The 25,661-nt window shown below is 66.1% G+C and carries 28 protein-coding genes, 1 tRNA gene and 1 pseudogene; 11 read left to right on the top strand and 19 right to left on the bottom strand.

The annotated features are described in order from the left end of the window. Positions 1–6: 6 nt before the first annotated feature. On the bottom strand, positions 7–600 hold the full coding sequence (locus BM167_RS12660) for a winged helix-turn-helix transcriptional regulator (RefSeq protein WP_092892993.1): 594 nt from the start codon (positions 598–600) through the stop codon (positions 7–9). Positions 601–843: 243 nt separating this feature from the next. Here BM167_RS12660 and BM167_RS12655 point away from each other — a divergent pair, with 243 nt between their 5' ends. The 3 genes from BM167_RS12655 (at position 844) to BM167_RS12645 (ending at position 2,922) form a co-directional block, all read left to right on the top strand. Continuing rightward, on the top strand, positions 844–2,127 hold the full coding sequence (locus tag BM167_RS12655) for a PKD domain-containing protein (RefSeq protein ID WP_092892991.1): 1,284 nt from the start codon (positions 844–846) through the stop codon (positions 2,125–2,127). 105 nt (positions 2,128–2,232) lie between these two features. After that, entirely contained in the window at positions 2,233–2,430 is a 198-nt protein-coding gene (locus BM167_RS12650; RefSeq protein ID WP_092892989.1) for a CopZ family metallochaperone, read from the top strand. 75 nt (positions 2,431–2,505) lie between these two features. Further along, positions 2,506–2,922 carry a hypothetical protein gene (locus BM167_RS12645; RefSeq protein ID WP_092892987.1) on the top strand — a complete coding sequence of 139 codons (417 nt, stop codon included), beginning with the start codon at positions 2,506–2,508 and terminating at the stop codon, positions 2,920–2,922. Between the two features lie 226 nt (positions 2,923–3,148). On the opposite strand, the gene BM167_RS12640 is transcribed toward BM167_RS12645, so the two are convergent. From BM167_RS12640 to BM167_RS12625, 4 genes are all read right to left on the bottom strand, one after another. Beyond that, positions 3,149–3,436 carry a DUF6360 family protein gene (locus BM167_RS12640; RefSeq protein WP_092893101.1) on the bottom strand — a complete coding sequence of 96 codons (288 nt, stop codon included), beginning with the start codon at positions 3,434–3,436 and terminating at the stop codon, positions 3,149–3,151. A 37-nt stretch (positions 3,437–3,473) separates the two neighbouring features. Beyond that, complete coding sequence (locus BM167_RS12635; RefSeq protein WP_092892985.1) at positions 3,474–4,445, bottom strand: phosphotransferase; 972 nt, start codon at positions 4,443–4,445, stop codon at positions 3,474–3,476. Positions 4,446–4,606: 161 nt separating this feature from the next. After that, complete coding sequence (locus tag BM167_RS12630) at positions 4,607–6,379, bottom strand: nitrite/sulfite reductase (RefSeq protein ID WP_092892983.1); 1,773 nt, start codon at positions 6,377–6,379, stop codon at positions 4,607–4,609. A 91-nt stretch (positions 6,380–6,470) separates the two neighbouring features. Next, positions 6,471–6,782, bottom strand: coding sequence for a DUF8134 family protein (locus tag BM167_RS12625; RefSeq protein ID WP_092892981.1), 312 nt, complete (start codon positions 6,780–6,782; stop codon positions 6,471–6,473). Positions 6,783–7,095: 313 nt separating this feature from the next. On the opposite strand from BM167_RS12625, the gene BM167_RS18560 reads away from it, so the two are divergent. From BM167_RS18560 to BM167_RS12610, 4 genes are all read left to right on the top strand, one after another. Then, a complete protein-coding gene (locus BM167_RS18560) occupies positions 7,096–7,263 on the top strand; it encodes a hypothetical protein (RefSeq protein WP_177213354.1) in 168 nt (55 codons plus the stop codon). A 91-nt stretch (positions 7,264–7,354) separates the two neighbouring features. Next, positions 7,355–8,047: a DUF7119 family protein gene (locus BM167_RS12620; RefSeq protein WP_092892979.1), complete on the top strand. Its 693-nt coding sequence runs from the start codon at positions 7,355–7,357 to the stop codon at positions 8,045–8,047. A 212-nt stretch (positions 8,048–8,259) separates the two neighbouring features. After that, a tRNA-Lys gene (locus tag BM167_RS12615) sits at positions 8,260–8,333 on the top strand. Between the two features lie 383 nt (positions 8,334–8,716). Then, on the top strand, positions 8,717–8,995 hold the full coding sequence (locus BM167_RS12610; protein ID WP_092892977.1) for a hypothetical protein: 279 nt from the start codon (positions 8,717–8,719) through the stop codon (positions 8,993–8,995). 102 nt (positions 8,996–9,097) lie between these two features. Here the strand turns inward: BM167_RS12610 and BM167_RS12605 are convergent, their stop codons facing one another. Then, positions 9,098–9,673, bottom strand: a complete 576-nt coding sequence (locus BM167_RS12605; RefSeq protein ID WP_092892975.1) for a DoxX family protein — start codon at positions 9,671–9,673, stop codon at positions 9,098–9,100. 131 nt (positions 9,674–9,804) lie between these two features. Next, on the bottom strand, positions 9,805–11,604 hold the full coding sequence (gene pepF, locus BM167_RS12600; protein ID WP_092892973.1) for an oligoendopeptidase F: 1,800 nt from the start codon (positions 11,602–11,604) through the stop codon (positions 9,805–9,807). Positions 11,605–11,755: 151 nt separating this feature from the next. Between pepF and BM167_RS18555 the strand changes: the two genes are divergently transcribed. Beyond that, on the top strand, positions 11,756–11,986 hold the full coding sequence (locus BM167_RS18555; protein ID WP_177213353.1) for a hypothetical protein: 231 nt from the start codon (positions 11,756–11,758) through the stop codon (positions 11,984–11,986). Positions 11,987–12,082: 96 nt separating this feature from the next. Here BM167_RS18555 and BM167_RS18550 read toward each other — a convergent pair whose 3' ends face one another. Then, on the bottom strand, positions 12,083–12,238 hold the full coding sequence (locus BM167_RS18550) for a DUF7563 family protein (RefSeq protein ID WP_177213352.1): 156 nt from the start codon (positions 12,236–12,238) through the stop codon (positions 12,083–12,085). A gap of 112 nt (positions 12,239–12,350) precedes the next feature. Here BM167_RS18550 and BM167_RS18960 point away from each other — a divergent pair. Both BM167_RS18960 and BM167_RS12585 read left to right on the top strand, forming a co-directional pair. Beyond that, positions 12,351–13,018: pseudogene (locus tag BM167_RS18960) on the top strand (RNA 2'-phosphotransferase). 70 nt (positions 13,019–13,088) lie between these two features. Continuing rightward, on the top strand, positions 13,089–14,435 hold the full coding sequence (locus BM167_RS12585) for a M28 family peptidase (RefSeq protein WP_092892969.1): 1,347 nt from the start codon (positions 13,089–13,091) through the stop codon (positions 14,433–14,435). Here the strand turns inward: BM167_RS12585 and truA are convergent, their stop codons facing one another. The 8 genes from truA to BM167_RS12540 all read right to left on the bottom strand — a co-directional run bounded on the left by truA (position 14,436) and on the right by BM167_RS12540 (position 21,911). After that, entirely contained in the window at positions 14,436–15,257 is an 822-nt protein-coding gene (gene truA, locus BM167_RS12580) for a tRNA pseudouridine(38-40) synthase TruA (protein WP_092892967.1), read from the bottom strand. Positions 15,258–15,265: 8 nt separating this feature from the next. Beyond that, positions 15,266–16,561 (bottom strand): histidine--tRNA ligase, encoded by a 1,296-nt coding sequence (gene hisS / locus BM167_RS12575; RefSeq protein WP_092892965.1) that lies wholly within the window; start codon positions 16,559–16,561, stop codon positions 15,266–15,268. Positions 16,562–16,651: 90 nt separating this feature from the next. Then, a complete protein-coding gene (locus tag BM167_RS12570) occupies positions 16,652–17,953 on the bottom strand; it encodes a DUF6498-containing protein (RefSeq protein WP_245781347.1) in 1,302 nt (433 codons plus the stop codon). 273 nt (positions 17,954–18,226) lie between these two features. Then, positions 18,227–19,156, bottom strand: coding sequence for a DMT family transporter (locus tag BM167_RS12560; protein WP_092892961.1), 930 nt, complete (start codon positions 19,154–19,156; stop codon positions 18,227–18,229). Positions 19,157–19,211: 55 nt separating this feature from the next. Continuing rightward, positions 19,212–19,802 (bottom strand): DUF7411 family protein, encoded by a 591-nt coding sequence (locus BM167_RS12555; RefSeq protein WP_092892959.1) that lies wholly within the window; start codon positions 19,800–19,802, stop codon positions 19,212–19,214. A gap of 7 nt (positions 19,803–19,809) precedes the next feature. Continuing rightward, the gene (locus tag BM167_RS12550; RefSeq protein ID WP_092892957.1) at positions 19,810–20,169 is read right to left on the bottom strand and encodes a DNA-binding protein; all 360 of its coding nucleotides are present in this window, start codon (positions 20,167–20,169) and stop codon (positions 19,810–19,812) included. Between the two features lie 109 nt (positions 20,170–20,278). After that, complete coding sequence (locus tag BM167_RS12545) at positions 20,279–20,734, bottom strand: 30S ribosomal protein S19e (protein ID WP_092892955.1); 456 nt, start codon at positions 20,732–20,734, stop codon at positions 20,279–20,281. A 133-nt stretch (positions 20,735–20,867) separates the two neighbouring features. Next, entirely contained in the window at positions 20,868–21,911 is a 1,044-nt protein-coding gene (locus BM167_RS12540; RefSeq protein ID WP_092892953.1) for a lysylphosphatidylglycerol synthase transmembrane domain-containing protein, read from the bottom strand. A gap of 117 nt (positions 21,912–22,028) precedes the next feature. On the opposite strand from BM167_RS12540, the gene thiL reads away from it, so the two are divergent. After that, entirely contained in the window at positions 22,029–22,910 is an 882-nt protein-coding gene (gene thiL, locus BM167_RS12535; RefSeq protein WP_092892951.1) for a thiamine-phosphate kinase, read from the top strand. A gap of 24 nt (positions 22,911–22,934) precedes the next feature. Here thiL and BM167_RS12530 read toward each other — a convergent pair whose 3' ends face one another. The 3 genes from BM167_RS12530 to BM167_RS12520 form a co-directional block, all read right to left on the bottom strand. Then, the gene (locus BM167_RS12530) at positions 22,935–24,074 is read right to left on the bottom strand and encodes a site-2 protease family protein (protein ID WP_092892949.1); all 1,140 of its coding nucleotides are present in this window, start codon (positions 24,072–24,074) and stop codon (positions 22,935–22,937) included. A 174-nt stretch (positions 24,075–24,248) separates the two neighbouring features. Beyond that, on the bottom strand, positions 24,249–24,512 hold the full coding sequence (locus BM167_RS12525; RefSeq protein WP_092892947.1) for a DUF7123 family protein: 264 nt from the start codon (positions 24,510–24,512) through the stop codon (positions 24,249–24,251). A 311-nt stretch (positions 24,513–24,823) separates the two neighbouring features. After that, positions 24,824–25,621 carry a molybdopterin synthase gene (locus tag BM167_RS12520; RefSeq protein WP_092892945.1) on the bottom strand — a complete coding sequence of 266 codons (798 nt, stop codon included), beginning with the start codon at positions 25,619–25,621 and terminating at the stop codon, positions 24,824–24,826. Positions 25,622–25,661 lie beyond the last annotated feature (40 nt).

Here is a 25,661-nt window from a genome sequence, read left to right as displayed (position 1 = left end):
CGAACTCTATTCGGCGCTCGATTCGAGACGTTCGTACTTGTCCTCGAATCGCCCCAGACAGGACGAGCAACAGAAGTGATACAGGTCGCCGCCGAACCGGGCGGATTCACCCTCCTCCGTGACGGTGTTGCCGCACTCCGCACAGGAGAGGGCGAACTCCGTGCCACCGACGTTCGGCGTCCACTCGGCGTCCGAGAGGAGGGTCACCTCGTAGTCTTCGACCCGCGTCAGGTCCACGAGTTCGTCCAACCGCGCCCGGACGGCGTCGGGGCGGAACCGGGCGTGGAACACCACGTCCCCTTCGACGGTGGTGAAGACGTGTTCGACCGAATCCGCGCCGTGCACGGCGTCTTTCACCGACGACAGTTCTTCGGGTCTGAGTTCCAAGCGGACCAAAACCGGGACGCCGGCGCGGAGTTGCGACCGGTCCACGTCGACGGTGAACCCCCTGACGACGCCCGACTCTCGGAGGCGGTCGATTCGGTCAGAGACGGCGGGCGCAGAGAGGCCGACTCTCTCCGAGATGTCGCTGTACGATCGCCGCGCGTCTTCGGACAGGAGTTCGAGTATCCGCATGTCCGTCTCGTCGAGACTGCTCACGGGAACCCGTGGAGGCTTCGGAAACAATAACGTTTCGACCGTTGGGCTTTCGAATCTTAATCGTTCTCCCCCGAATAACGTTCGGTTGACTCTGTTTTGACGGACGTTAACTCGTTCGACGAATTACGCCCGAGACGGACGGTATTCTCGAACCGAAGTTACATCCGACCTACCAGTTTCCTCGTCGCCGCATAACGAAGGCGTCTCTCTCCAACTCGAATACGAGGTACGAGGCCCTACACTATGAAGTTTCAAACGTTCATCGCCGTCGTCGCAAGTGTCGGCGTCGTCGCCACTGCCGCCTTCGTGGGCGGAGTCGGTGCCGACGTCGGCGTCCCGACTACGGGCGACATCGTATCGTCCGCCGAGGACACGACGCCCGGCGAAACGTCCGACCAGACCGCCACGCCGACTGAAACGCCCGACCAGACAGAGACCGACGACGACTCGACGGACGCGGCGGCGTCCGAGTCGGAGACCGGTTCCGACGACGAAGCCCCGTCGGACTCCGAACCGACGGAGACTGACTCGACGACTACCGCCGAGACTGACTCCGAGGACGCCGAGCAGTCAGCCAACGAGACAGTCGAAAACGACACCGCGCCCGTCGCCGCGGCGAGTGCCGAGGAGATGGTCAACGAACGGACGCGCGTCGAACTCGACGCCACCGACTCTCGGAACCCGAACGGGGACGAACTGAACTACACGTGGACGCAAGTGTCCGGTCCCGACGCCGAACTGTCGGACACCAACACGTCCACCGCGTCGTTCGTCGCACCCGACGTCGCCGTCTGGACCGACGTGACGTTCCGCGTCACCGTCACCGACGAAACCGGTGCGAACGACACGGACACCGTCACCATCACCGTCCGTTCGACCGATTACCCGGAGGAGACCGACGACGCGTCCGGTCAGAATGAGTCGGACGCGGACGGCGACGCGGCCACCGCCGACGACGCCGACTCCACCGACGAGACGAACACGTCGGATTCGTCGGATTCGTCGGAGGCCGACGCATCTGCGAACCAGACGCGCGACGACATCGCCCGGGCCGTCTTCGACTCCGAGTTCGACGCTCTCGGCACCGAAGACGCCGTCTTCGTCGAAGAACTCTACCTTCGACAACCGTCCGGCGAGTGGGACGCCACCGAGGTTCGCTCTCGCGACGACATCGCACAGGACCGCTACAGCGAAACCTTCGGCGAACTCGGCTTCGACGCCCGCGTCGACGTCCAAGAGGCGTTCGACGCGCAGTTCGGAGACACGGGCGAGAACGCGGCGTACTCGCGCGACGAACTCACGCAGGCCGAGTGGGACCGCAACTTCTCGGTGGTCAGCGCCGATTCGGCCGGTCACATCACCGAGATGTACGACCGACAACCGTTCGCCGAAGACCAGGAACTCGAACACATCCGGACCCGCGACCAGTTCGCGTACTACCTCTACGACGAGACGGAACTCGCGAACCTCACCCGCGAGCAACGCCTCGTCGTCGAACGGAACTACCACGACCAGTTCGCCGAGTGACGCTCTCCGGTCGGCCGCGGTTTCGAGACCGACGGGCGACCCCGAGTCGAACTTTCGATTTTTAACGGAAAACGCGTTAAGTACACGGCACGTAGGTTCGGAGGCATGAGCCGAACCATCTCCGTCGAAGGGATGAGCTGTGAACACTGCGAACAGACCGTCGAAGAAGCGCTCTCGGGCGTCGGCGGCGTCGAGTCCGTCGACGTGGACCGAGACGCGGAGTCCGCCACCGTCGAAGGCGACGCCGACGAGGAGGAACTGGTCGCCGCAGTCGAGGACGCCGGATACGACGCCTCGGCGTAACTGTCGTCTCCCCTCGCGGTGCCCTCTACTCTCGCGGCCACCGAAGCTATGCTATCACGTCCCCTCTACGGGACCATGACCGACGCACCTCCCGACTCTCCGGACCCGGACATCGCGGAGGCGGAACGAGAAGCGCTCCACGACCTACAGTTGGGTCTCGAACACATCTACAAGGGGTACGGGTCGCTCCTGACGTTTCACCACCAGATAGGTCACGCGATGAACCGACTCGCGGACGCCGAGAGCGAACTGCGCGAGGCGGGCCACGAGGAGTGGGCTGACGCCCTCCGGGACGACCACCTCCCGGCGGGTGCCGTCGAAGACCAGTGGACGTACGAACTGGTCACCGCGTTCCGCGAGTCGTTTCTCTCCGACGTGGCGTCGTTCGAGTCGGAGGTTCGCGACGAGTTGGTAGACGGCTTGGACCACGTCACAGAACGGCAGCAACAGGCGCGGTGGCGAGAACGTGCGGGCGGGGACTCGGAGGACTGACCCCGCCCGGCGGCGGTTCGCGGAGGCGCGTCGGGCGCGCCTCTCGCACAGGAGAGACGAGTATATGTCTGCGTAGCGCAAACTCCGTGTGCTGCGTCCAAGAGGCACCCTCTCTCTCTCGTCGGGCGTCCCGAACGACGGACTCTGCCCCGACGAGGGGTCGTCCCCGCCGCTCTCGGTTTCTTCTCCGAATTCGGCTTTCGGACCGCTCGCTCGTCGCCGCCGCTTACTCGTCGCTTTGGGCCGCTTCGACGCGGTTCGCGTACTTGTCGAGTTCCGCGGAGAGTTTCCGCGCCTCGGCGGCGCTGAGCGTCACGCGGTCCGCGTGCGCCGGAAGGGTCTCTAACTGACTGTTGTCGAGTTCGAGTTCGAGTCTCACGTGGTCGGGGTTCTCCCGCGGCGCGGTCACGTTCAACACGGCGAACGCCTCCTCGGTGAAGTCGTGACCGGTCGCCTCGGCGTCCAGCATGTCGAACGTCGTGTACGCGTTGACCCGGAGGAGTCTGTTGGGCATGTTCGAGAGAAAGCGACCGACGTTCAAAGGCGTACCGTCACCCGTCTCGCCGGTCGTCGAGTGCGTCGCGCACGGACGCACACAGGTCGTAGGCGCGTCGGGCGACTGCCTCGACGCCGAGGGGGTTCGCGGGTTCGACGCCGCCGGCGTGAGCGTCGAGACGCGACCGTTGCACGTGTAGCGCTCGCAGGTACGACGCGGCGTTCACGAGGTGATACAGCGGTCGCCGCCGGTCGAACCCGTCCGGGAAGGGTCGGACAGACTCGTACGCGTCTCTAAACGCCGCGGGGGAGACGCCGTCCGTCGGCGTCGGGTCGATGCCGAACACGGGAACGACCGTCCGGAGATAGTCCCACTCGCCCGGTCCGACGAGTGCGTGCTCGAAGTCGATGACGCGCGTCACCGACCCCTCCGCGACGCCGACGTGGTCCGGGAGATAGTTCCCATGCAGGAGCGTCGTCTCTCTGACCGCGTCGAGTCGTTCGCCGTTCTCACGGACGACGGACAGAATCTCGCGGGCGACGTCGCCGTACCCGACGGTGTCGAGATACGACGCTCGGTCCTCCAGCACTCGACGGAGCGTCTCGCTCCACCCCTCGTCTCTCGTCTGCGTCATTCCCTCCGGCCCGGCGCGAACGCGGCCGGAGGCTCGGAAATCGCTCGCCGCCGACCGGTGGAGGGTGGCCAATCCGCGTCCCATCGCTCGAACCCGCGCCTCCGTGAGCGTGGGGTCTTCCGGCACGTCGTCGCACCACTCCGTGACCACGTAGTCGTCTCCCGACGCGAGGACGCGTGGGACGGAAACGGGCGTCTCCGAACCCACGTACCGGAGGACGGCCGCCTCCTTGGCCGGGTCGGCGGTCGGCCCTCTCGCGACTTTGCAGACGGCGCGCCGCCCGCCGAACGTCACCTCGTAGACCGCGTGGGGCGGAACGGCGTGGAGTTCTCTCTCGACGGTTGCGTCGTCGTGCGACCCGAGTGCGTCTCGGACGGCGTCTTCGGGAGCCATGACTCTGATCGTTCGACGGACGGGGACCGAACGTCCGCCGGAAATATTGGCTGATTTACAATAAAGCCGCCGTCTGAGCGCGATGGTGACGCGACGAAACGGAGACGGGACTGAACGGGTAGGAGAGAAAGAAGAGTCGCGTACGGACGGAGCGACGCGCCTCAGTCGTCGGACGGCATCGGCGTGTCGTCGGGGTACGCCGGGGCGGGACTCGAGTTCATATCGTCGTCCTCGGCGTACGGGTACCACGTCATCTTGGTGTTGTGCATCATCGGGTCCTCGTAGTCGGTCTCTTCGGGTTCGACGAGTTCGGCCAGTTCCTCCTCGTCTTTGCCGGAGACGAACTCGCGGAAGGACTCGCCGTCCTCGCTCACCTCGTCGAAGTTTTCGAGGAGGTTCTTGATGGCGCCCGGCACCTCGTCTACGGGGACGCGTTGGGTGACCCAGCGAGCGAACTGCGGTTCCTCGCCGAGGCCGCCGCCCAGACCGATATCGAGGGCTTCGACCGGGTCGCCGTTCTTTCGGGTCTTCATCCCGCGGAGGCTCACGTCCGCGATCTGGGGCTGTGCACAGGAGGCGGTGCAGCCCGAGAGGTGGATGTGGAACTCCTCGGTTCCCTCGGGAAGTTCGGCGTTCTCTTTCAGCCACCGCGCGTAGCGGACCTGGCGGTTCTTCGTCTCGACGATGGACAGAGAGCAGTACTCCGTCCCCGTGCAGGCGATAGAGCCGCGCATGAACGGCGAGGGGTTCGGCGAGTAGTGTTCGAGCAGGTCCTCGTCGAGAAACGCCTCTACCTTCTCGTCGGGCACGTCGGTGACGATGACGTTCTGACGCTGAGTGAGGCGAACCTCGCCGGAGCCGTACTCGTCCGCGAGGTCGGCGAGTTCGAGCACGTCGTCGGCGCCCATCCGTCCGACGAGGACGTTCAGGCCGACGAAGTTGTCGCCGTTCTTCTGGTCGTGGACGCCGATGAGGTCGTTCCGCCCGCCGTCGCCGGCGTTGTAGGTGTACTCCTCGCGGACGTCGCGCCCGGCGGCGTGGAGGTCGAAGTCGACGAACTCCTCTTGGAGGACGCGTCGAACTTTCTCGGGGCCCCACTCGTCGACGAGGAACTTGATGCGGGCGTTGTACCGGTCCTCGCGGTCGCCGTACTCGCGGAACAGAGCCGAGAGGCCGCCAGCCACTTCGGGGACGTTCTCCTCTGCGACCCAGACGTTGATGTTGCGGGCGAAGCGTTCCTCGTTACGGGCGAGTCCGCCGCCGACGCGAACGTTGAAGCCGACTTGCTCCTCGCCGTCTATCTCCTTGTACGCCGGTTCGAAAGCGAGGTCGTTGATGTCGCCCTGTCCGGACCCGTCGGGCGACCCGGTGACCGACACCTTCCACTTCCGCGGGAGGTTCGAGTGGTCGTCGTTGCCCTTGAACGTCTCGTTGAGTTCGTGGATGACGGGCCACGCGTCGATGACCTCCTCTGCGTCCTTTCCGGCGACGGGGTTGCCGACGATGTTCCGCCACGAGTCACCGCAGGCCTGTTGGGTGGACATCCCGTTGTCCTCGAGTTTCTCGAAGATGTCCGGAACGTCCTCGATTCGAATCCAGTGGAGTTGGATGGACTGTCGGGTCGTGAAGTCGGCGTAGGCGTCGCCGAAGATGGGGTTCGTGCCCGGTCCGGTCGCGTACTCCTCGGCTATCTCGCCGACGACGCGCAGTTGTCCCGGCGTGAGGACGCCGTTCGGCGTCCCGATGCGCATCATGAAGTACGACTCCTGTCCGTTCCGCTGGTGGTACAGCCCCCACCACTTGAACCGCTCGAACCAGGCGTCTTTCTCGTCTTCGGGGATAGACTCCCACCCTTCTTCTGCGAACTCGTACAGATGCTCGCGTATCTCGTTTCCGTATATCTCCGACTTCCAGCGTTCGACGTCCGTAGGCATTTGTCTGTATCCGCATTCGTGCCCACACTCATAGGCCGACGCGTGTCGTCAACCCTTCCCGGTGCTTCCAAATACGGGAAAATATTTCCTCTTAATCCGCTCCGGCGGGATTGAGTACCCCCTCGCGGTCGATATCGACGAATTCACCGCCGAGAATCCTGCCGATGGGCATCCACCCCGTCGTTCCCTTCTCCCCGCAGGCGATGCACTGACCGTAGACGCGCGTCTCGACTGTGCGGCCGTCCACGCCGACTTCGACGATGCCCTCGACGACGAAGTCAGGAAGCTCGCATCGACAGAAATCCGGGTCCACGAACCGCCACAGTTCGCTCACGCTCACCTTACGGTCGTCGTTCACGGATATCCAGGCTCCGTCGTCGAGGATGCGAAGGGCGACGGTCATACCTTCGCCTACGTGCCCGGGACACCCCACTCTGACGGCGCGAGCAAACCCCGTCTCGGTCGGCGACGCGGGAGTTCGCGACAGTCCCGCCGCAGTCGGGCGATTACCGCCGATACGGCGCGTCGCAGAAAGGGGCAACCGGTTCCGGTAGTCGGGAGTGTAGGTACAGATTACGTGGGAGGCGCCCTTTAACCGTAGCGGGAGCCAAACGTGGTTCGATGACCGACCGTCACGACACAGACGCGGGACGTCGCCAACACGCGTCGGCCGACGTCGCGCCAGAACTGTACGACCTCGACACGGAGGCCGAGCGGTGACTCGGACCCGAGTCGAGACGGACGGCGACGAGCGAGACGACGACTCGGCCGCCGAACGCGGAGACGAGGCGGCGGACGACGACTACGACCACCTGAAATCGCTCGACGACGGCGCGGGCTGTACCGAAATCTGGGAGCATCTCTCGGAGAATCGCGACGACTGACGCTCGTGACCGCTCTTGCCTTCGGCTCTGTGCGGCGTTCGCAACAGACGGGGAGGCTTTTAGTGACTGGTTCGCAACTCGAACGCAGACGATGACGGACGACAACCGGTCGCCGACCGACTCGGGAGAGGACCTCACGTTACCGGCCGACAGAGAGGAACCGGTCGGCGAACCGGTCGTCCGCGCGGACCCCGCAATCACGGGCCACAGAGCGCACGAAGCCGTCGGATTCGACCCCGACGACCCAGAGAGCATCTCGCTCGCCGCGGAGACGGTTCGGGCTTTCTCCGAGAACACCGTCGGCGCCGAAGACAACGTCTACATGCTCCGCGGCGCGGCGGCGTGTGCGGCACTCGTCCGCGGCGTCGGGTCGTACAAGGAGGCCGCAGAACGGGCGGGCGGCGACGTTTCCGTCTCGTTCATCCGCAAGTGGGCGCGGGTTCACGACCTGCCGCAGGGTATCCGTCGGCACGTCGCCCGCGGACACATCGCGCCGACGGCGGCCAAACACATCGCTCGCGTCCCGGGCCCCGACCGGTTCGACATCGCGTGGGCCGTCCTCGACGGCGACCTGACGGTCAGAGAGGTTCGACAGGTCGCGAGCGAAGTCAACGACGGCCGTCCGGTCGCGGAGGCGTTGGCCGACCGCGACGTCCGCCTCGGCCGACTCGAACTCTCTTTGCCCCCGGACGTCTACCGCGAACTCAGACGCCGCGCGTCGATACAGAATCGGACGCCCGGTGACCTCGTCGGGGACGTGTTAGAAGACTACTTCTTCGACTGACGCGCGGCCGCAGTCGCTTCGCCAGCGCCTGACTGCTGTTCCGGACGGCCTTCGGACTCGGTTTCGCTGCTTCCGATGGTGTCGAACCGGAGCAATCGCTCCACCGACGACGTTAGTCCGGTGTCCGCCCGCGGTCCCCGAGGACGCAGAGACGACGAGCGTTCGGGACGAGAGTAAACGCTTATGACTGCCCACCAGTAACGTCACGACGAGGGCCGGTAGCTCAGTTCGGCAGAGCGTCTGGCTTTTAACCAGACGGTCGGGGGTTCAAGTCCCTCCCGGCCCGTTGACAGACCCGCGAGCGACAGCGAGCGGTGTCGAGACAGAGAGGAAGACTGAACCCGACCGGTCGCGCGCAGCGAAGCGAGCACGTCCGGGCTTGGTTCAAGTCCCTCCCGGCCCGCTTTTTCGTCTCCGAGCGACAGCGAGGAGCGAAGTCGTTACTCGGGAAGAGTTGAAATAGACGAGACGAACTGAGTGAGTCTCGGCGTGGTTCAAGTCCCTCCCGGCCCGCTTTTTCGTCTCCGAGCAATATCGAGGAGCCGCGTTTTCGTTTCGGGGGAGAACGGTCAACCGCCCGCCGGACGTACCGCAGGTATGAGCACGCACCGCCGTCTCACCGAGAGCGAACCGGGTCGAACCGAAGACCGTCGGAGACGAGCGTAACCGATGCCGAGTTTCTTCGACCCGGGGCACGGGTTCGCGTCGTCACTCGACGAACTCGTCGTCATGCTCGTCGCGATCGCCCTGTTTACTACGGTCGGGGCGGTCGTGGAGTATCTCGGCGACTCCGATGGGTGGTCCGTCCTCGGGGCGTTCGCGGGGTACGTCGTCGCCGTCGTCTTTCTCGCGCCGCCGTCGTTCGCGGGCGAGTGGCACTACGCCGTCGTCGCCGCGGTTCCCGTCGCGGTGGTCGTCTACCTCTACAGGGGGCGACACGAACGGTGAGACGCCTCACCCGACGAACCGGCTCGAACCCCTCGGTGGGGCCGTTCGAGGAGAACACGCGACTCTCTCGTCGCGACCGAAAAGCGCGGCCTCGGTCTCCGGTCAGCCGAGTAGCCAGCGCAACGCGGGCGTGTTCTTCACGGCGTCTATCTCTTCGAGATACGCGTCGACGCCGAGGATGCGCCCCGCCCCGATAGCACCGAGGCCGAACAGCAGTGCGGCGTACACGATGTGGTCGTCGACCACCCATCCGTGGGCGAGGGGCAGACCCTGCATGAGGCCGCCCTCCAGGGCCGCAGCCCAGAAGAACAGCATCATCACGGCGCCCCAGAACGCGTTCCAGCGGACGAACGCGCCGAGGATGAGGCCGATGCCGGTGAGCGTCAGCCCCCACATCACCAGTTGATCTATCAGGGGGCTCCCGGCCATCGAACCCCACATACCCATGAAGGGGTTCCCCTCGGGGATGGCGTTCGCGAGGTATCCCGCGGCCGTCCAGTTGTTCTCGGGGTTCGCGTCGAGGTACGTCACGAGTTTGGTGAGGCCGCCCTGGAACAGCGTCCACCCCATCACGACCCGTAGCGCGACGATGGCGTAGCCGAGTGCGTGCTCCGAGTACTGGAAGTGCACGTCGCGACCGAACAGTTCCGCGTCCAACGTTCTTCTATTAGTGGACATGATGTATTCCTCTACCTGAGTGTTCTCACCTCTAACGTATGAACCGGTGCACTCGTTCTCAGATTTCAAAAATCGTGCCGTCGGGTGCGCGCCGCCGGACGCGGCTACGCCGAACGGTCCGCCTTCGCCGTCTATTCGAGGTCCAACAACTCGGCTATCTCGTCTAAGTAATCGCCGTACACAGAGAGGGCGGACTCGATGGGTTCGGGCGACGCCATATCGACGCCCGCCGTCTCCAACACCTCTATCGGGTACTTCGACCCGCCGAGAGCGAGTGCCTCGCGGTAGTCCGCCGCGGCGTCGTCGCCCTCGGAGAGGATGCGTTCGACGATGGCGACGGCCGCCGAGATTCCCGTCGAGTACTGATAGACGTAGTAGTTGTAGTAGAAGTGGGGGATGCGCATCCACTCGCGGGCGATTCTGTCGTCCGTCTCGGCGGGGGCGTAGAACTCCGCTTTCAGGTCGCCGTACATCTCGTCGAGTCGGTCCGGCGTGAGTGCACCGCCCTCCTCGCTTATCTCGTGCATCTGCAACTCGAAGTCGGCGAACATCGTCTGGCGGTAGAGCGTCGACCGGAACCGTTCGAGGTACTCGTCTAAGACGTGCGTGCGGAGTTCGTCGTCCTCGACGTTTTCGAGGAGGTAGTGCGTCAACAGCGTCTCGTTGACCGTGGAGGCGACTTCGGCGACGAAAATCTCGTAGTCCGCGTACTGCCACGGTTGCTCGTCTTTCGCCAACTCCGAGTGCATCGAGTGGCCGAGTTCGTGGGCCAAGGTGAACATCGAGGCGATGTCGTCTTGGTAGTTCATCATGATGAACGGCTGCGTGTCGTACGTTCCAGAGGAGAACGCGCCCGCGCGCTTGCCGCGGTTCTCGTAGACGTCCACCCACCGGGACTCCAACCCCTCTTCGAGTCGCGCTTGATACTCTTCGCCGAGTGGGGCGACGGCTTCGACGATGTACTCTTTTGCCTCCTCGTACGATATCTCCGGGCCTTCCTCGCCCGTCAGCGACATGTAGAGGTCCCACATCTGCAGGTCGTCGACGCCGAGAGCCTCCCGTTTCAGTTCGGCGTGTCGGTGGAGGTAATCGAGGTTGTCGCGGACGGTTTCGACGAGGTTGTCGTACACCTCGACGGGGACGTTCGGGCCGTCGAGAGCGGATTCGCGGGCGGTGTCGTAGTTCCGCGCTCTGGCGTACTTCACGTCCTTCTTGACGCTGTTTTTCAGCGCCGTCCCGACGGAGTTGCGCACGTCTTCCCACTCGTCGTAGAACCCCTCGTGCACCTCGCGCCGGAACTCGCGATTCGGGTGCTTTTGGAGTTTCGTGAAGTTGCCCTGCGTGATTTCGACATCCTCGCCCTCGGGGTTCTCGACGGTGGGGAACGTCATGTCCGCGTTCGCGAGCATGTTGTAGATGTCGCCCGACGCGCCCGCTACCTCGCCTAACTCCGCGAGTAGTTCCTCGACTTCGGCGGACCGGGTGTGAGATTTCGTCCGGAGTACGTCGTCGAAGAAGTGGCGGTAGTCGGCGAGTGCGGGTTCCGCCTCGACGAACGACTCGATATCCCCCTCGTCGAGTTCCTGCAGTTCGGGTTCGAGAAAACTCGACGCGGAGGAGGCCTGCGACGCCAGCGACTGCGCTTTCGTCGAGAGCGCTTGGTACTCTTGGTTCCGGGTGTCTTCTGCGCTCCGCAGACTCGCGTAACTCGCCACCTTGGCGACGTCGCGCATGATATCTTCCTGCAGTTCGAGTAGTTCGAGCAACGTCTCGGGACTCTCGGTGACGCGGCCCTCGTAGGCGGAGAGGTCGTCGAGTCGCCCCCGCACCTCCTCGAACGCCGCTTCCCACTCGTCGTCGCTGGCGTAGATGTCGGCGACGTCCCACTTGTACTCTCGCTCGATTTCGCTCCGCTCGGGAACCGAACTCATACGTGCTCACAACGCCGGTGTCGTGGTAAGCCTTGCCAATTCCGACTGCGTCGGGCGTTCGTCTCCGCGTCTCTCCGACGACACGTCCGGTAGTCTGAGTTACCACCGAGCCGCAACAGAACATTTGTCGCGGACGGACGAACGGGTCTCCATGTCTCGCAGTACCACCAGGCGTCGAGTCGTCACGGGTACCGCGTCGGCTCTCGCCGTCGCTCTCGCCGGATGTTCCGGACTCGGCGGCGGCGAAGACGAAGACGAAGACGAGGGGGAGGACGACGAGGGCGGCGGGGACGGCGAGAACGGCGAGAACGGCGAGAACGGCGAAGGCGGCGGGGACGGCGAGAACGGCGAGAGCGGTGGCGAAGAAGAAGACGACGACTGACCGACACGGCTCACGAGTTCGGCCTCCGAACGGAACGAACGGATCCGCTCTCGGCGGACGCACCGTCTCCTCGGAGCGTCGGACGCCGGGGAGTCGTCAGTGTCTCGTCGCGCGCGCTTCTCGGACTTCTCCGCCGTCTCTGACCTTGTCCTCGCAGTTCGGACACACGCGGGGTCTATCCATCTCGTCCGGCGCGAACACCCGGACGTACTCCACGGTGACGAACGAGCCACAGTTTTCGCATTCCGGCATCGTTTCGTCTCGTTCGTGTTCGTCGAGAATAATATTTAGGGCTGGAATGAAGTTGGTATAGAACGCTCGACCGTTCAGTAGGCTCTTTTGCGTCCGCGCCGTTCCCCCGACGATGGGTGCGATTCGGTCCTGCCGAGACCACGGTTTCTTCGACGGCGAGGACTGTCCGGTTTGCGGTGTCGGCGGCCGCGTCGTCCTCTCTTCGAACCGCCGAACCCGCCTCTCGAAGTTCGTAAGCGGCGCGCTCCGCCACTTTCCGGACGACGCCGGTATCGGTATCTCCGACTCCGGATGGGCCGAGTTCGCTGACCTCCTCGCGGCGTCGAACGGACGTACGACTGGGCCGACGACGAGGCACTCGCGGGCGTCGTGGCGACGGACCCGAAGGGGCGATTCGAACGCGCAGGCGGACGCGTCAGGGCCGCGTACGGACACTCTATCGACGTCGACCTCGATGCGGACGGTGAAGACGCCGACGGCCACCCCGATTCGTCGGAGTCGATTCCGGACGCTCTCTACCACGGAACCGCGCCGCGGAACGTAGACGCCATCCGCGAAGAGGGGCTAAAACCGATGGGGCGGCGGGAGGTACACCTCTCGACGTCCGTCGACGACGCCCGCGAAGTCGGGTCGCGCCACGCGACTGACCCGGTCGTCCTCCGCGTCGATGTCGGCGAACTCCGCCGCGCCGGACGCGAGGTGCGAAAGCGTGGGAACGCGGTGTATACGACGAAACGCGTCCCGCCGCGGTTCCTGACGGTACTCTCCGACGGCGGGTAGCCGTCCGCCGCGCCGCCGGGTGTCTCACCGCCTCCGCAACCCATATCGGTGAGACGGACGACGCCGCGGTATGGACCGACACGACTCGTCGGCGGAGACGGACGACGCGGCGGCGGCGGCCCTCGGCCGAGCGTGGACCGACGACTCCGCGTGGGAGTTTCTCACTCGCCTGACGAGCATCGGAAACCGGATGGGCGGGAGCGACGGCGAACGGCGCGCGGCCGAACTCGTCGCCGAGGCGTTCCGCGACGCCGGCGTCGGAGACGTGCGAGAGCGACCGTTCGAGATGCGGGCGTGGAATCGCGGGCGGTCGGCCCTCCGCCTGACCGCCCCGGACGAACGGCAGTTCGACGCCGTCGCCCTCCCGTACTCTCCGTCCGGCGAGGTGACTGGCGAACTCGAAGACGTGGGCCACGGAACGCCCGCGGAGGTGGACGAAGCGGACGTAGACGGCAAGATTGCCGTCGCCTCGACGACGACGCCCTCGGGCGGGCGGTTCGTCCACCGGATGGAGAAGTTCGGCTACGCCGTCGACGCCGGCGCGGAGGCGTTCGTCTTCGTCAACCACGTCCCCGGACAACTGCCGCCGACGGGGGCGTTGAAGTTCGGCGAGGAGGCAGTCGCCCCCGCCGTCGGCGTGAGCAAGGAGTCGGGCGCGTGGTTGACCGACTACGCGGCCCGCGACGGGACGGCGACTCTGACCGTCGAGGCGGAGACGGTGGCGGGCGAGAGTCGCAACGTCGTCGGCCGCCTGGGTCCCGACACGGACGAGGAACTGCTCTTGGTCGCCCACTACGACGCCCACGACATCGCCGAAGGAGCGTTGGACAACGGATGCGGCATCGCAACCGTCGTCGTCGCGGCCGAAATCCTCGCGGCGATGGACCTCCCACTCGGCGTTCGCGTCGCCGCCGTCGGATGCGAGGAGACGGGACTGACGGGCGCGGAACGCCTCGCGGCGGAACTCGACCACGACCGACTGAAGGCCGTCGTCAACGTCGACGGCGCGGGTCGGTTCCGCGACTTGGTGGCGATGACGCACGACTCCGACGCGACAGAACGCGTCGCTCGGCGGGTGGCGGACCGGACGCGACACCCGATTCGGGTCCGCCCGGAACCGCACCCGTTCAGCGACCAGTGGCCGTTCGTCCGCGCGGGCATCCCCGCCCTGCAACTCCACAGCGATAGCGGCGAACGCGGGCGCGGATGGGGGCACACCCACGCCGACACCCGCGACAAGGTGGACGACAGGAACGTCCGCGAACACGCGATGCTGGCGGCGATTCTGGTGCGGGAACTCGCGAGCGAATCCGAGGTGCCGCGACTCGACGAAGACGCCCTCGCGGCGGCGTTCCGCGCCGAGGAGTTCGAGACGGGGATGCGGGCGGCCGGACTCTGGCCCGACGAGTGGACGTGACTACCCCGGTTCGCCGCCGTCGGACACTCCGTCTCGGATGCGCCCGGCGACGCGCGCCCGCACGAGTCCGTCGATTCGACGGTCGGCGAACACCGCTGCTGTGCTCTCTGCGGCGTCGGCGTCCCGTTCGAACGTCAGGTCGGGGTAGTCGACGCCGACGAGGACGAGAGGTTCGGGCGGGGCCGACGGGACGCCGTCCGGCCCCTCGACGCTCTCGGCTCTGAGGAGGCGGTTCACGTCCGAGAGCGTGCGGTCACCGCCCGCGACGCCGCGGACGACGGAGACGAGGCGGCGGACGAGTTCGCGAGCGAACCCGCCGGCCGTCGCCCGGACGACGAGGAAGTCGCCGTCGCGTTCGACGGACACCGAGAGGTCTCTGACAGTCCCCCTCTCGTCGGGCGTGAGATTGTGGAAGTCGTGTTCGCCGGAGAGCGCCGTCGCCGCGGCGCGTGCGGCCCCGTCGTCCAGTTCGGGCGCGTAGAGGTCGTAGACGTACGTCCTGCGGGCGGCGTCGTGGGTGGCGTGGAAGTCGTCGGGCGCGTCCGCGGAGGCCCACGCCCGAACGCTCGCGGGGAGGTGGCTGTTCAGCGCACGCGGCGAACACCACTCGGGGCAGTCGAACGCAACCGTCTGCGCGAGTGCGGAGACGCCCGCGTCGGTCCGTCCGGCGGCGGCGTACCCCGACGGAACCTCGTCTCTGTCGTCGGTGACGCCGAGACCAGAGAGCGTCGCAAAGAGGGTGTTCTCGACGGTCGGAACGGAGGGCTGTCGCTGGAAGCCGTGGAACGGTCGGCCGTCGTAGGCGAGGCGGAACGCGCGCACGTCTTGGCTTACTCGTAGTCCTCGTACGTCGGCGCGTCGTCGTCGCCCGGGAACTCGTCTACGGGGACGGTGGTCTGATCGCCCGACTCCATCTCCTTTACCGTCACCTCGCCGTTCTCTAAGTCCTGTTCGCCGACGATGACGACGGTTTCGGCGTTGATGGAGTCGGCGTAGCCCATCTGCGCGCCGAAACTCCGGCCGGAGACGTCCGTCTCGACGACGTTGCCCGCGTCGCGGAGTTCGCGGACGATGTCGGCGGCGACGTCGCGGGTGTCGCCTATCTGGAGGACGTAGTAGTCCGTCGAGAGCGTCTCCTCGGGCCAGACGCCCGCGCGTTCACAGAGCAGTTGGAGGGTGGCGTCGCCGAGTGCGACGCCGACGGCGGGCGTCGACTGGCCGCCGAAAGAGTCTATCAGGTCGTCGTACCGGCCGCCGCCGAACGCCGCCCGCGAGACGTCGCCGGTGGAGTCGAAGCACTCGAAGACGACGCCCGTGTAGTAGTCGAGGCCGCGGGCCGTCGTCAGCGACACCTCGCAGAACTCGCCCGCGCCGAAGTCCTCCGCCGCCGAGAGAACCGCCCGGAGGTTCTCGACTGCGTCTTCCACGTCGTCGCCGCCGAACTCGGCGATGGCGTCCAAGTCACCGCTCGCTATCAGGTCGTCGAACTGCTCGGCGTCGTCGTACGAGAGGCCCGCGTCCGACAGCAAGCCGAGATACTCCTCGTCTTCGACTTTCGCGCGCTTGTCGACGGCGCGGATGGCGTCGCGGGTGTCCACCTCGCCCTCGAAGGCGTCCAACAGACCGCCGAGGATGTCGCGGTGAGAGACGCGGAACTCGAAGTCGTCGGCCGTCAGTCCGAGCGAGGTGAGTGCGTCGGCGGCGAACGCGAGGACTTCGGCGTCCGCCTCGGGGGCTTCGGAGCCGAAGATGTCCACGTTCGTCTGGTAGAACTCGCGGAACCGGCCCTGTTGGACCTGCTCGAAGCGCCAGAACGGGCGCGTCGAGAACCACTTGATGGGTTTCGACAGTTCCTGTTGCTTCGCGACGACCATCCGGGCGACCGTCGGCGTCAGTTCCGGCGTCAGAGACACCTCGCGGCCGCCTTTGTCCTCGAAGGCGTACAGTTCCTCGACTATCTCCTCGCCGCTCTTGTCGACGTACATCTGCGTCCGTTCGAGCGCTGGCGTCTCGATTTCGCGGAACCCGTAGCGCGCGGCGGCGTCCTCGACCCCGTCGAACACCTGCCGTCGGGCCGACATCTCCTCGGGATAGAAGTCTCGAAAGCCCTTGAGTCGGTCGTACATGTGCCGCGATTCGCGGGTGTCGCGCTTGAAACTGTTGAACGCGGACGCGCCGCCACGTCGTTCGCCCGTCGGTGCGGCGGGACCTCCGGGTCAGTCCGCCGACGCCCGCCCGGTAGAGCGTTCGAACTGCCACGCGACGCCGAGGGCGTCGGCGATGGCTTCGGGTTCTTCGACGTGGACGACCGACAGCGGCTTTCCGGCGTCTCTGCGTCGGACCTCCTCGGGGTCCGGGACGGTGAACTGCACCGTCGAGCCGTCGTCGCCGCGACGGTCGAACTCCACCGTGGCGGTGTCGAACGTCCGGTCGGCGAAGTCGGTTTCGACGGACACGTCGGCCACCTCTGTCCGTTCGATGCGTTCCTGCGGTTCGTCCAGCAGCGTGTCGTACGTGACGAGGACGCCGTCGTAACAGCGGTACTCCACCGTCCCGTACCGGAGGTAGCGCGTCGTCGCGTGGAGCGATCCGAACGCGAGGATGACGGCGAGGGGAAACACCGCGAGAGACGGCGCGAAGACGAGGAGGAACGCGCCGAGTGCGTAAAAGAGGAGGGCGGTACTGGTCAGCGTGTAGGCGGCACCGCGGTAGAGGGCGTCCGCGACGGCCACCGTCCGCGAGGGGCGGGCGCGGACGGTCGGTTCGCCGTCGGGTTCGGCGACCGGCGTGGCCGGTATCTCCGTCTCGCCGCTCCCGTACAGGCGGTAGAAGACGCCCCGTTTCTCCTCGTCGCGTTCGACCTGTATCGTCCGGAGGTCGTAGGCGAGTTTCCCGGCCACCATCAGCGCCAGAATCGCCTCGCTCTCGACGCCGGACGACCCGACGACGACCAGGAGCGTCCCGACGCCGAAGACGTACTTGAAGGGGGCCAACACCACCGAACGCGCCGAGTGGTCGCGGTAGCCGCCGTCGCGGAAGTAGTCCGCCGCCGTCTCCACCCCGCGTCCGAGGAACACGCCGACGCCGCCGAGGAGTATCTGCTCGGTGATTTCGGCGGTAAGAGTCGGTTCGGGGAGGGAAAACACGAGGACGGCGGCCCCGAGTTCCATCGGCGCGAGGAGGACGACGAGTACGACGAGAGTCGGGACGTTTCGGAGGTACACCGGCGGAAGCGGACCGGGGAGTTCGACCCCGCCGCGTTTGGCCTGCAACGGACCCAACAGTTGGTGCTCGTCGATGGCGTTGTTCGGGCGCTTCGCGGCGAACGGCACCTTCACCGCCGACCAGAACAGCACGGCCGCGAGTTCGAGAACGAACACGCCGAGGAGGGCGGTGGCCGACCACCCGAACGCGACGACGCCGACGGGGGCGACGGCGTTCGAGGCGACGACTGCGACCGGACCGAGATAGCTCCCGGCGCGGATGCGCGCAGTCGCCGCGCGAATCCCTCGGCTCACCGCCCCGAACCGGATGCCCGACGCGTGCGTACTACCGGCGGCAACGGGCCGATACCGACGAACATCGCACCCGCCTGCGACGCGCCGGCGGAGCGGAGTCTCGCGAGGCCCCGCCCGTCGAGGACGTTCGCGGCCAAAACGCGGCGGGGGCGGGTTCGGCTCGACTGCCGGTGGAGGACTGTCTCGGCCATACGCCGTCCAGTTCGCAGTCTCCAAAGTATCTTCCCGTTCCCCGCCTGCGGTCTGGCGTTTCCGGTCGCGGCGACGGCGGAGTCAGAACGGAAGTGCGGCTACCACGTCGCCGACGGTACGGAAGTCGCCGCCGACGGCGATGAGCGAGACGCCCGCGACGGCGAGAAACGCCGCGACGAGTCGGATGCCGAAGTTGCGTTCGCGGAGGACGACGCCGCCGAGAATCACTGCGACGATGGCTTGGGTGTTGACGATGGGCGAGGCGATGCTCGCGGGGACGAGTGCGAACGCCGTCGAGGTGACGTGTTCGCCGAGGGCGACGACGGCACCGGCGGCGGCGAACTTCGGAAGCGCCCCGCGAACGCTCGTCCACCGCCTGAGGGCGAAGGGGAGAACGGCCAGTCCCGCGCCGGCGAAGAGGACGGGAACCCAGACGGCGGTCGGGATGGCGAGTTCTTGAAGCGCGACTCGCTTTCCCACGTCGCTGGCGGCGTAACACGCGGCGCTGACGAGTGCGAGTTGCGCGGGACGGGAGTGGACGGCCCGCCGGAGGGGGTCCGTGAGGGCTCCGCCCCGGTAGTTGGCGACGTAGACGGCGACTGTCGCCACGAGGACGCCCGCAATCTGGAGGGGGCCGAGAAACTGGCTCAGAAGGACCACTTCGATGGGGAGGACGAAGACGGGCGCGAGTTTGTTGATGGGCGCGACGTACGAGACGTCACCTTCGGCGAGAGCGTCCAAGAACAGGACGAACGCGACGCCGACGAGGACGGCGGTTCCGGCGACGACGGCGATGCCGTAGAAGCCAAGTTCGCCGAGCGTCGGGACCGAACCGGGACTCGTCTGCGTCGCGGCGACGGGGAGATACCAGAGGATGGCAAAGGCGTTGACGACGACGGTGACGACGGGGCCGGGGTACCCCCCGAAATACTGCTTCAGAAGGAAGATGTACACGCCCCAGACGACGGCGGCGACGAGAGAGTAGACGATACCGGGTTCGAGAACGACCATTACGAAGCCGGTATCTGTCTCGGCGTAAGAGTCGTTCGGCTTTCGATTCGAAGGCTCACTTCAGCCCGCGAACGTACGTCTGTTCGTGGTCCGGAAAGACCGCAGAGACGGTTTCGCGGCCGTGTCGCTCGGCGAGAAGCGCGCGGAGTTCCCCCTCGTAATCCCCCTTCGAGATGTGTTCTGATGGACCCGACTCCACGTCGAGTGTCTCCTCGACGAGTCGGTCGACGGCGTGTCGGCCGAACCCGACGAGAGGCGAGAGGTAGTCCACGTCGTGTCTGTCTTCGAGGCTCTGCGCTTGCGCGCGGGAGACGGTCGGAACCCGGTCGTCGCGGCGCGTCCCGTCGGCGACGGCGTCCACGTCGAGTTCCGCCACTCGTTCGAGAGCGTGTTCGTGAACCCGTTGGATGCCGTTTCTCGGGTAGCCGTCCTCGGCCATCGCGTCCGCCGCCGCCTCGGCGACGCCGCGGTCCAACTCGACGGTGTCGAAGTCGTAGTCGAGGCGGCCCGCGGCGTCGCGGGCGTGTCTCCAGTCGTCCGTGACGCCGAACCGGCCGGTGACGAGCGTCACGTCGTAGAAGGATTCGAGGAGCAAGGCGGCGAGCGTCGAGTCCTTCCCACCGCTGTAGAGGAGCGCTAAATCCACGTTCGCGTCAGCGCCGGCGGATGTTGAAGCTCTTCGAGTCCGGCTGAAGCTCCTTCAGGAGGCTCTTCATCTGGTCCTCGTCGATGCGGTTCTGGATGCGACCGCTCTGTGCGAGTGCGGCCACCTGCTTTTTGACCTTCTCTGCGAACTCCGGTTTCGACATCTCGACGGCGTTGAGACGCTGGCGCGCGCCGTCGGTCAGATGCTGTTTGAGGATGGCGTCCTGTTGGGCCTCGGCGCGTTCGCGCGCCGCTTCCTGTGCGGCCTCGTCCTGCCCGCCCTGCTGTCCCGCCTGGTCTTGGAGTTCCTGCATCTTCTGCTCGCGCAGCTTCTCCAGCCGTTCGTCTTCGTTGGGATTCCCGCTCATATCGTACAGTTCCGTCGCGTATCTGAAAACGATTACGGACGGGTGTCACGCGCGGCGCGACGCCGTCGCTGGAAGAACGTATCGTCGAAAGCGGAGTTCGGCTACCGAATCAGGCGTAGCGTTCGAGTTCCGGGCGGTCGAGCGACTCGAAGACCTCTGCGGCGGCGTTGTCGAGGAAGCTGCGTCCGTCGTCCGTGATGACGCGGCCGCGACCTTTGGCCGTCCGGACCAGACCCTCCTCTTCGAGCTGCTGGAGAGCCGTTCGGATGACCTTCTTGCTGCCCGTGTCCGAGTGCTTGCCGGAGACGCGGTAGCGGGTCGACCCCTTCTTTCGGCCGCCGTACTCGGTGGAGAGTCGGTCGATGCCGACCGGACCGTCGGTCGCGACCTTCCGGAGGAGCGATGCGGCGCGGACGTACCAGAAGTCGTCCTGCTGCGGCGGGAGTTCCCGCGTCTGCCCCGTCTTGACGAAGGCCATCCACTCGGGCTCCTCGATGCGCTCTTCGAGTCGTTCGGCGACGTCCTCGAGGAGGGCGTCCGCCGGAACGTCATAGATGGTTACCATGGGTATCCGTTCCGGATGGCGTCGTTTAAAGCCATCGTATTCGGGCGGTACGCGACCGATTAGGTGGGTCGTGCGGCACGGCCGGAGCGAGTCTGAACCGGACGGCACGGACGGGGAGGCGGTACTCCACCGCCTACCGCGGCGTCCCCTTGCTGTGAGCGCTGACCCACGCCATCACGGTGCCGCCGATGAGAATGGGAATCCAGTACACCGCGCCGCGGAAGACGACGACGGCGGCGACGGCGACGGAGTTCGTGACCTGCGGAAGTGGGGCCGCGAGCAACAGGATGACGAGGACGCTCTCGATGCCACCGGCGCCGCCGGGAAGCGGCGTCACGCCCGCTATCGCGCCGATGGGAACGACGAACAGGGCGATAGACAGCGGGATGCTGACGCCGATGGCCCGAAACGAGAGCCACAGACCGAGCATCTGGAAGAACCACCCGAACGCGGACATACCGAGCGCCAACGCGAGACCCCGCGGGTTCGCCGCGATGCGCTCTATCGCGCGGAAGAAGCCCTCGATGCGCTTTTCGATTCCGTCTCTCGTCGGCGCGGAGACGCGCGGGACGCGCTCTGCGACCCACTGAATCCGCGGCGTCAGGCTGCTGACGGCCCGCGCCTCCAGTCGATACCGGCGCTGCCACGCGAGATAGCCGACCGACGGGACGGTCACCGCGAGCACAGCGACGGCCACCACCGCCAACGCGATGTCTTGGTTCGTTCCGAGGGTCACCTCCGTCGCGTAGTAGATAGCGCCCATGAGAGCGATCGTGATAGACGGGACGAAGTTGAGCGTGTCGACGCTGGCGATGGCCGCGAGACTCGTCTCGTACTCCGCGTCGGCGGTGCGGGTGATGAGGTACGCGGTGACCGGTTCGCCGCCCGCCTGTCCGAACGGGGTGATGTTGTTCGAGAACATCGCGCCCGTGAAGACGAAGAACGACTTCGCAAAGGAGAGGTCGACGCCGAGGACGCCCAACACCGTCCGGAGGGCGACGCTCCACGCTGCCAACCACCCGATGGTGGCGGCGACGACGAGGGCGATGTAACGCGGGTCCGCGCGTTCGAGGGTACCGACGAGTTCGTCGACGCCCGCGAAGTAGAACAGTACCGCGAACACCGCGAACGCGCCGAGAAATCCCAGTACGGTGGCGCGGAGGTTCTCGCGGGCCATGTGCCGACGGTCGGCCGTCCGCGGCATCAACCCATCGAAAGCCGCCGCCCGAGGCGGTTCGGTAGCGGCGTCCGCGAAACGGGGTGGTTTTTTCGCCGTCGGGAGGGACGTGTGCGTATGGACGAACGAACGGCGCTTCGGGCCCTCGCCGCCGACCTCCCCGGCGCGGGCGACGACGCCGCCGTCGTCGGCGCGCAGGTGGTGACGACGGACATGCTCCACGAGTCCACCGACTTCCCGTCGGGGACGACGCGGAACACCGCGGGGTGGCGGTCCGTCGGAGCGTCGCTCTCGGACGTCGCGGCCATGGGTGCGGCGGCGACGGCGGCAGTCGCGGCCTACGGCGCGCCCTCTCTCGACGAGGACGAACTCAGAGCGTTCGTCCGCGGGGCCAGAGACGTCTGCGAGTCCGTCGGCGCCGAGTACGTCGGCGGCGACTTGGACACCCACGACGAGTTCACCGTCGCCACGACGGCCCTCGGAGACGCTTCGGACCCGGTTCTCCGTTCGGGCGCGTCCCCGGGCGAGGTGGTCTGCGTCACCGGCGCTCTCGGTCGGAGCGCCGCCGGTCTCAGAGCGTTCGAGGCGGGCGACGCGGAGCGCGGAAACGAGCTCTTTCGGTTCCCGCCGCGGGTCGAGTCGGGGGTCGCACTCGCCCCGTACGCGACGGCGATGATGGATTCGAGCGACGGACTCGCGCGGTCGCTCCACCAACTCGCGGAGGCGTCCGACTGCGGGTTTGCCTTCGAGTGGGACCGCCTCCCCGTTCACGACGCCGTCTCTGAGTACGCCGCCGACGGCGGCGACTGCAGAGAGATGGCGGCGTACTTCGGCGAGGATTTCGAACTCGTGTTCACCGTCTCGGAGACGGACCTCTCGTCGGTCCGGGCGGCGGTTCCCGCCCCGGTCACCGTCGTCGGCGAGGTGACGGCCGATGGCGTCGTCGCGGGCGACGGCCCCGTCCCCGACGAGGGCTACACGCACGCCTCGGAGGGGTGAGACGGACCGGAGCGCACGCCCGCTTCAGATGGTCATGACTTCGATGGGGACCAACAGGAAACAGAGCGCCCCGAGCGCGAACGTGACGACGCCGAGTACCATCCGGGTCGGTCCTATCGGCGACTCGTCGACGGGGTCCGCGGGCCCCTTAAACGCGATGACCGTCGAGAGCAGTCCCCAGAACGCCCACAGACCGACCGACTCGTTGATGCTGTAGTCGAGGACGTAGTGGAGGTACCCCGCGAGGCCGAACAGGGCGAGGGGGACGACCGCCGCGACGCGTTCTTGCGCCTCGCCGACCATCGCGCGGACGATGTGACCGCCGTCTAACTGCCCGACCGGGAGGAGGTTCAACACGGTGAAGAACATCCCGACCCACCCGCCGATGATGACCGGGTGGACGGTGACCGACGGGTCGGCGTACTCGGTCGGTCGGCCCAGAAGCGTCGCGATGATGTCCAAAAGCGGCGGGTTGTTGAAGACGATGACCTCACCGCTGCCTTGGACCGCCCACTGGGGGATGGTCATCGGCGGAAGCGAGAGACCGACTGCGGTGACGACGACAGTCGCGACCAGACCGGCGAGGGGTCCGGCGACGCCGATGTCGAAGAGCGCCTTCCTGTCGGGCATCTGCCCGCGCATCTGGATTATCGCTCCGAGCGTTCCGAACGGGAAGACGAATGGGATGAGGTACGGAAGCGAGATATCGACGCCGTGGTATCTCCCGACGAGGTAGTGTCCGAGTTCGTGCGTCGCCAACACGCCGAGGATGGCGGCGGTGAACGGCCACGCGCGGAGGACGACGAGGGGATTCGCGACGATGTCCGAAAACGGGATGTAGTACCACGTCAGCGCCCCGACGAACATCGTCGAGACGATAGTCGCAAACAGGAGGCCCACGTTCTTCCACGGGACGCCGTCGATGCCGTCGGAGACGGGACGGGCGACGACGACGTCCTCGTTTCCCGACGCCGTCGAGGTGACCTCGACTTCGTAGCCCGCGCGTCTGAACGCGGGCCACACCTCTCGGACGAGCATCCGTTCCGGGACGAGTGACTCGCCGTAGTAGAAGACTCGGTCACCGTCGCGTCGCGTCTCGTAGAGGTGAAAGACCGACTGGAGGGCCTCGACCGGCGGGGCCTCCGCCGAATCGACGGATTCCATCGATAGTTCTGTATGTCGCACGTGCGTATAAATCCCGTGACGGGGGTCTACAGACCGGCCGAGGCCGACGGGCGGGGGACGCCCCGTCGGACGCGCCGGACGGTCCTGAGTAAACAGCGGGGAGGTTCGCGGGGACCGTTCGGTCGAAAGTCGCTCAGCGACGAACGCGTCCGCTCACGCGTGGTTCGGCTCGATGCGCCACGTGGTCGCACTCGTGTACGACCACTTCTCGACGGTGATCTCCGTCGCGGACTCGCGGAGTTTCACCATCAGCGCGCCGATTTCCTTGGGCGAGAGACCGACTTCGTCTGCGATGAACTTCGATTTGAAGTACAGCTCTCCGTCCTGCGCCTTATCGACGAGATACTCTTTGAGACGGTCTTCTTTCGAGATGTTCTCGCTCGCGGACTCGGTGGAGGGGTTTGCGGTTGCGCTCATCTGTGTGACCTCACATACCTCTATGCTTCCGAGATAGTATATAAAGAAAGGAACGTTAGTGGGAATTCGACCGCTTTCATCGATAAACAGCGAAAAATGGCCTTTTCACAACGCTTCAGAGATGGCTTAGATGTTTCATAAACGATTTTGAAAGTTCTATTCGTTTCTAAACTAGAGAAATATAGTTGGCAAAAACGGGACCATATTGCCGATTTCTAACCGCTAAATCGGCCCTTGTTGCTGGTTTTGTATCCGTTCGGCCCGCGGATTCGTCCGTCCGTCAGACGCTCGGCGGACGTTGACGGGCGCTGTCACGTCCGGTCGTGGACCCAGAAATCCTCCTCGACCGTGGTCTCTCGTTTGAACAGTGGGACCTCCGCTTTCAACCGGTCGATTCCGTCTTCGACGGCGCGAAACGCCTCTCCGCGGTGGCCCGCGAGGACGACGACGAAGACGATGTCTTCCCCGTCTTCGACGACGCCGGTCCGGTGGTACATGAGAACCTCCTCGACGCCGTCGCGGGACTCGATTTCGGACTCGATTGTCGCCATTCGCTCCTCTGCGACGCCGTCGTACTTCTCGAACTCCAGTTGGACGGTTCGAGAGTCGTCCTCGGCGTCTCTGGCCCGGACACGTCCGGTGAACGTGGCGATTGCGCCCGCGTACTCGGCCCGCGGCGACGTTTTCGCCCGGCGGACGAGTCGTTCGAGGGTGACGTGCGGGTCGCCCGCCTCCGCGAGTTCGACGACGGAATCGATGTCCACCGCCTCCGCGTCGTCGGCTTCGAGGATGCGGTCGCTCGCCGTCTCCCGTCCGTCGAAGACGACTGTCGGCACGTCCGCGTCGGGGAACCCGGACAAGAGCGCGTAGTCGTACTCCGCGGCCAACTCGTCGAGTACGTCGTCGAGGCTCTTTCGGTCGCCCGCCGCGACCCACGACCCGTCTGCGCCGAGTCCGTACGTCGCGTCCGCAGACGGGACGGTATCGACGCTTGGTTCGGTGGCCTTCGAAGAGAGCGATTCGACCGTCGCGACGCGTCCGTCGAGTCGAGGTGCGACCCGTTCGCACAGCGCCGTCGCGCCCGGGCCGACGACTCCGAGTAGGTGCATATCCGAAACGGCGGTCTGCGACGGGCTTTAGTGTTGCTCT

This window comes from Halopelagius inordinatus, from assembly GCF_900113245.1.
GTDB lineage: Archaea > Halobacteriota > Halobacteria > Halobacteriales > Haloferacaceae > Halopelagius > Halopelagius inordinatus.
Note: the sequence above shows the minus strand (reverse complement) of the source record. Positions and strands in the feature narration are given on the sequence as shown.

What these genes read in the sequence shown, in the direction of transcription:
- BM167_RS12655 (WP_092892991.1), top strand. Translation starts at nt 844, where the DNA reads ATGAAGTTTCAAACGTTCATCGCCGTCGTCGCAAGTGTCGGCGTCGTC.
- BM167_RS12650 (WP_092892989.1), top strand. Translation starts at nt 2,233, where the DNA reads ATGAGCCGAACCATCTCCGTCGAAGGGATGAGCTGTGAACACTGCGAA.
- BM167_RS12645 (WP_092892987.1), top strand. Translation starts at nt 2,506, where the DNA reads ATGACCGACGCACCTCCCGACTCTCCGGACCCGGACATCGCGGAGGCG.
- BM167_RS12640 (WP_092893101.1), bottom strand. Translation starts at nt 3,436, where the DNA reads ATGCCCAACAGACTCCTCCGGGTCAACGCGTACACGACGTTCGACATG.
- BM167_RS12635 (WP_092892985.1), bottom strand. Translation starts at nt 4,445, where the DNA reads ATGGCTCCCGAAGACGCCGTCCGAGACGCACTCGGGTCGCACGACGAC.
- BM167_RS12630 (WP_092892983.1), bottom strand. Translation starts at nt 6,379, where the DNA reads ATGCCTACGGACGTCGAACGCTGGAAGTCGGAGATATACGGAAACGAG.
- BM167_RS12625 (WP_092892981.1), bottom strand. Translation starts at nt 6,782, where the DNA reads ATGACCGTCGCCCTTCGCATCCTCGACGACGGAGCCTGGATATCCGTG.
- BM167_RS12620 (WP_092892979.1), top strand. Translation starts at nt 7,355, where the DNA reads ATGACGGACGACAACCGGTCGCCGACCGACTCGGGAGAGGACCTCACG.
- BM167_RS12610 (WP_092892977.1), top strand. Translation starts at nt 8,717, where the DNA reads ATGCCGAGTTTCTTCGACCCGGGGCACGGGTTCGCGTCGTCACTCGAC.
- BM167_RS12605 (WP_092892975.1), bottom strand. Translation starts at nt 9,673, where the DNA reads ATGTCCACTAATAGAAGAACGTTGGACGCGGAACTGTTCGGTCGCGAC.
- pepF (WP_092892973.1), bottom strand. Translation starts at nt 11,604, where the DNA reads ATGAGTTCGGTTCCCGAGCGGAGCGAAATCGAGCGAGAGTACAAGTGG.
- BM167_RS18555 (WP_177213353.1), top strand. Translation starts at nt 11,756, where the DNA reads ATGTCTCGCAGTACCACCAGGCGTCGAGTCGTCACGGGTACCGCGTCG.
- BM167_RS18550 (WP_177213352.1), bottom strand. Translation starts at nt 12,238, where the DNA reads ATGCCGGAATGCGAAAACTGTGGCTCGTTCGTCACCGTGGAGTACGTC.
- BM167_RS12585 (WP_092892969.1), top strand. Translation starts at nt 13,089, where the DNA reads ATGGACCGACACGACTCGTCGGCGGAGACGGACGACGCGGCGGCGGCG.
- hisS (WP_092892965.1), bottom strand. Translation starts at nt 16,561, where the DNA reads ATGTACGACCGACTCAAGGGCTTTCGAGACTTCTATCCCGAGGAGATG.
- BM167_RS12560 (WP_092892961.1), bottom strand. Translation starts at nt 19,156, where the DNA reads ATGGTCGTTCTCGAACCCGGTATCGTCTACTCTCTCGTCGCCGCCGTC.
- BM167_RS12550 (WP_092892957.1), bottom strand. Translation starts at nt 20,169, where the DNA reads ATGAGCGGGAATCCCAACGAAGACGAACGGCTGGAGAAGCTGCGCGAG.
- BM167_RS12545 (WP_092892955.1), bottom strand. Translation starts at nt 20,734, where the DNA reads ATGGTAACCATCTATGACGTTCCGGCGGACGCCCTCCTCGAGGACGTC.
- BM167_RS12540 (WP_092892953.1), bottom strand. Translation starts at nt 21,911, where the DNA reads ATGGCCCGCGAGAACCTCCGCGCCACCGTACTGGGATTTCTCGGCGCG.
- thiL (WP_092892951.1), top strand. Translation starts at nt 22,029, where the DNA reads ATGGACGAACGAACGGCGCTTCGGGCCCTCGCCGCCGACCTCCCCGGC.
- BM167_RS12530 (WP_092892949.1), bottom strand. Translation starts at nt 24,074, where the DNA reads ATGGAATCCGTCGATTCGGCGGAGGCCCCGCCGGTCGAGGCCCTCCAG.
- BM167_RS12525 (WP_092892947.1), bottom strand. Translation starts at nt 24,512, where the DNA reads ATGAGCGCAACCGCAAACCCCTCCACCGAGTCCGCGAGCGAGAACATC.
- BM167_RS12520 (WP_092892945.1), bottom strand. Translation starts at nt 25,621, where the DNA reads ATGCACCTACTCGGAGTCGTCGGCCCGGGCGCGACGGCGCTGTGCGAA.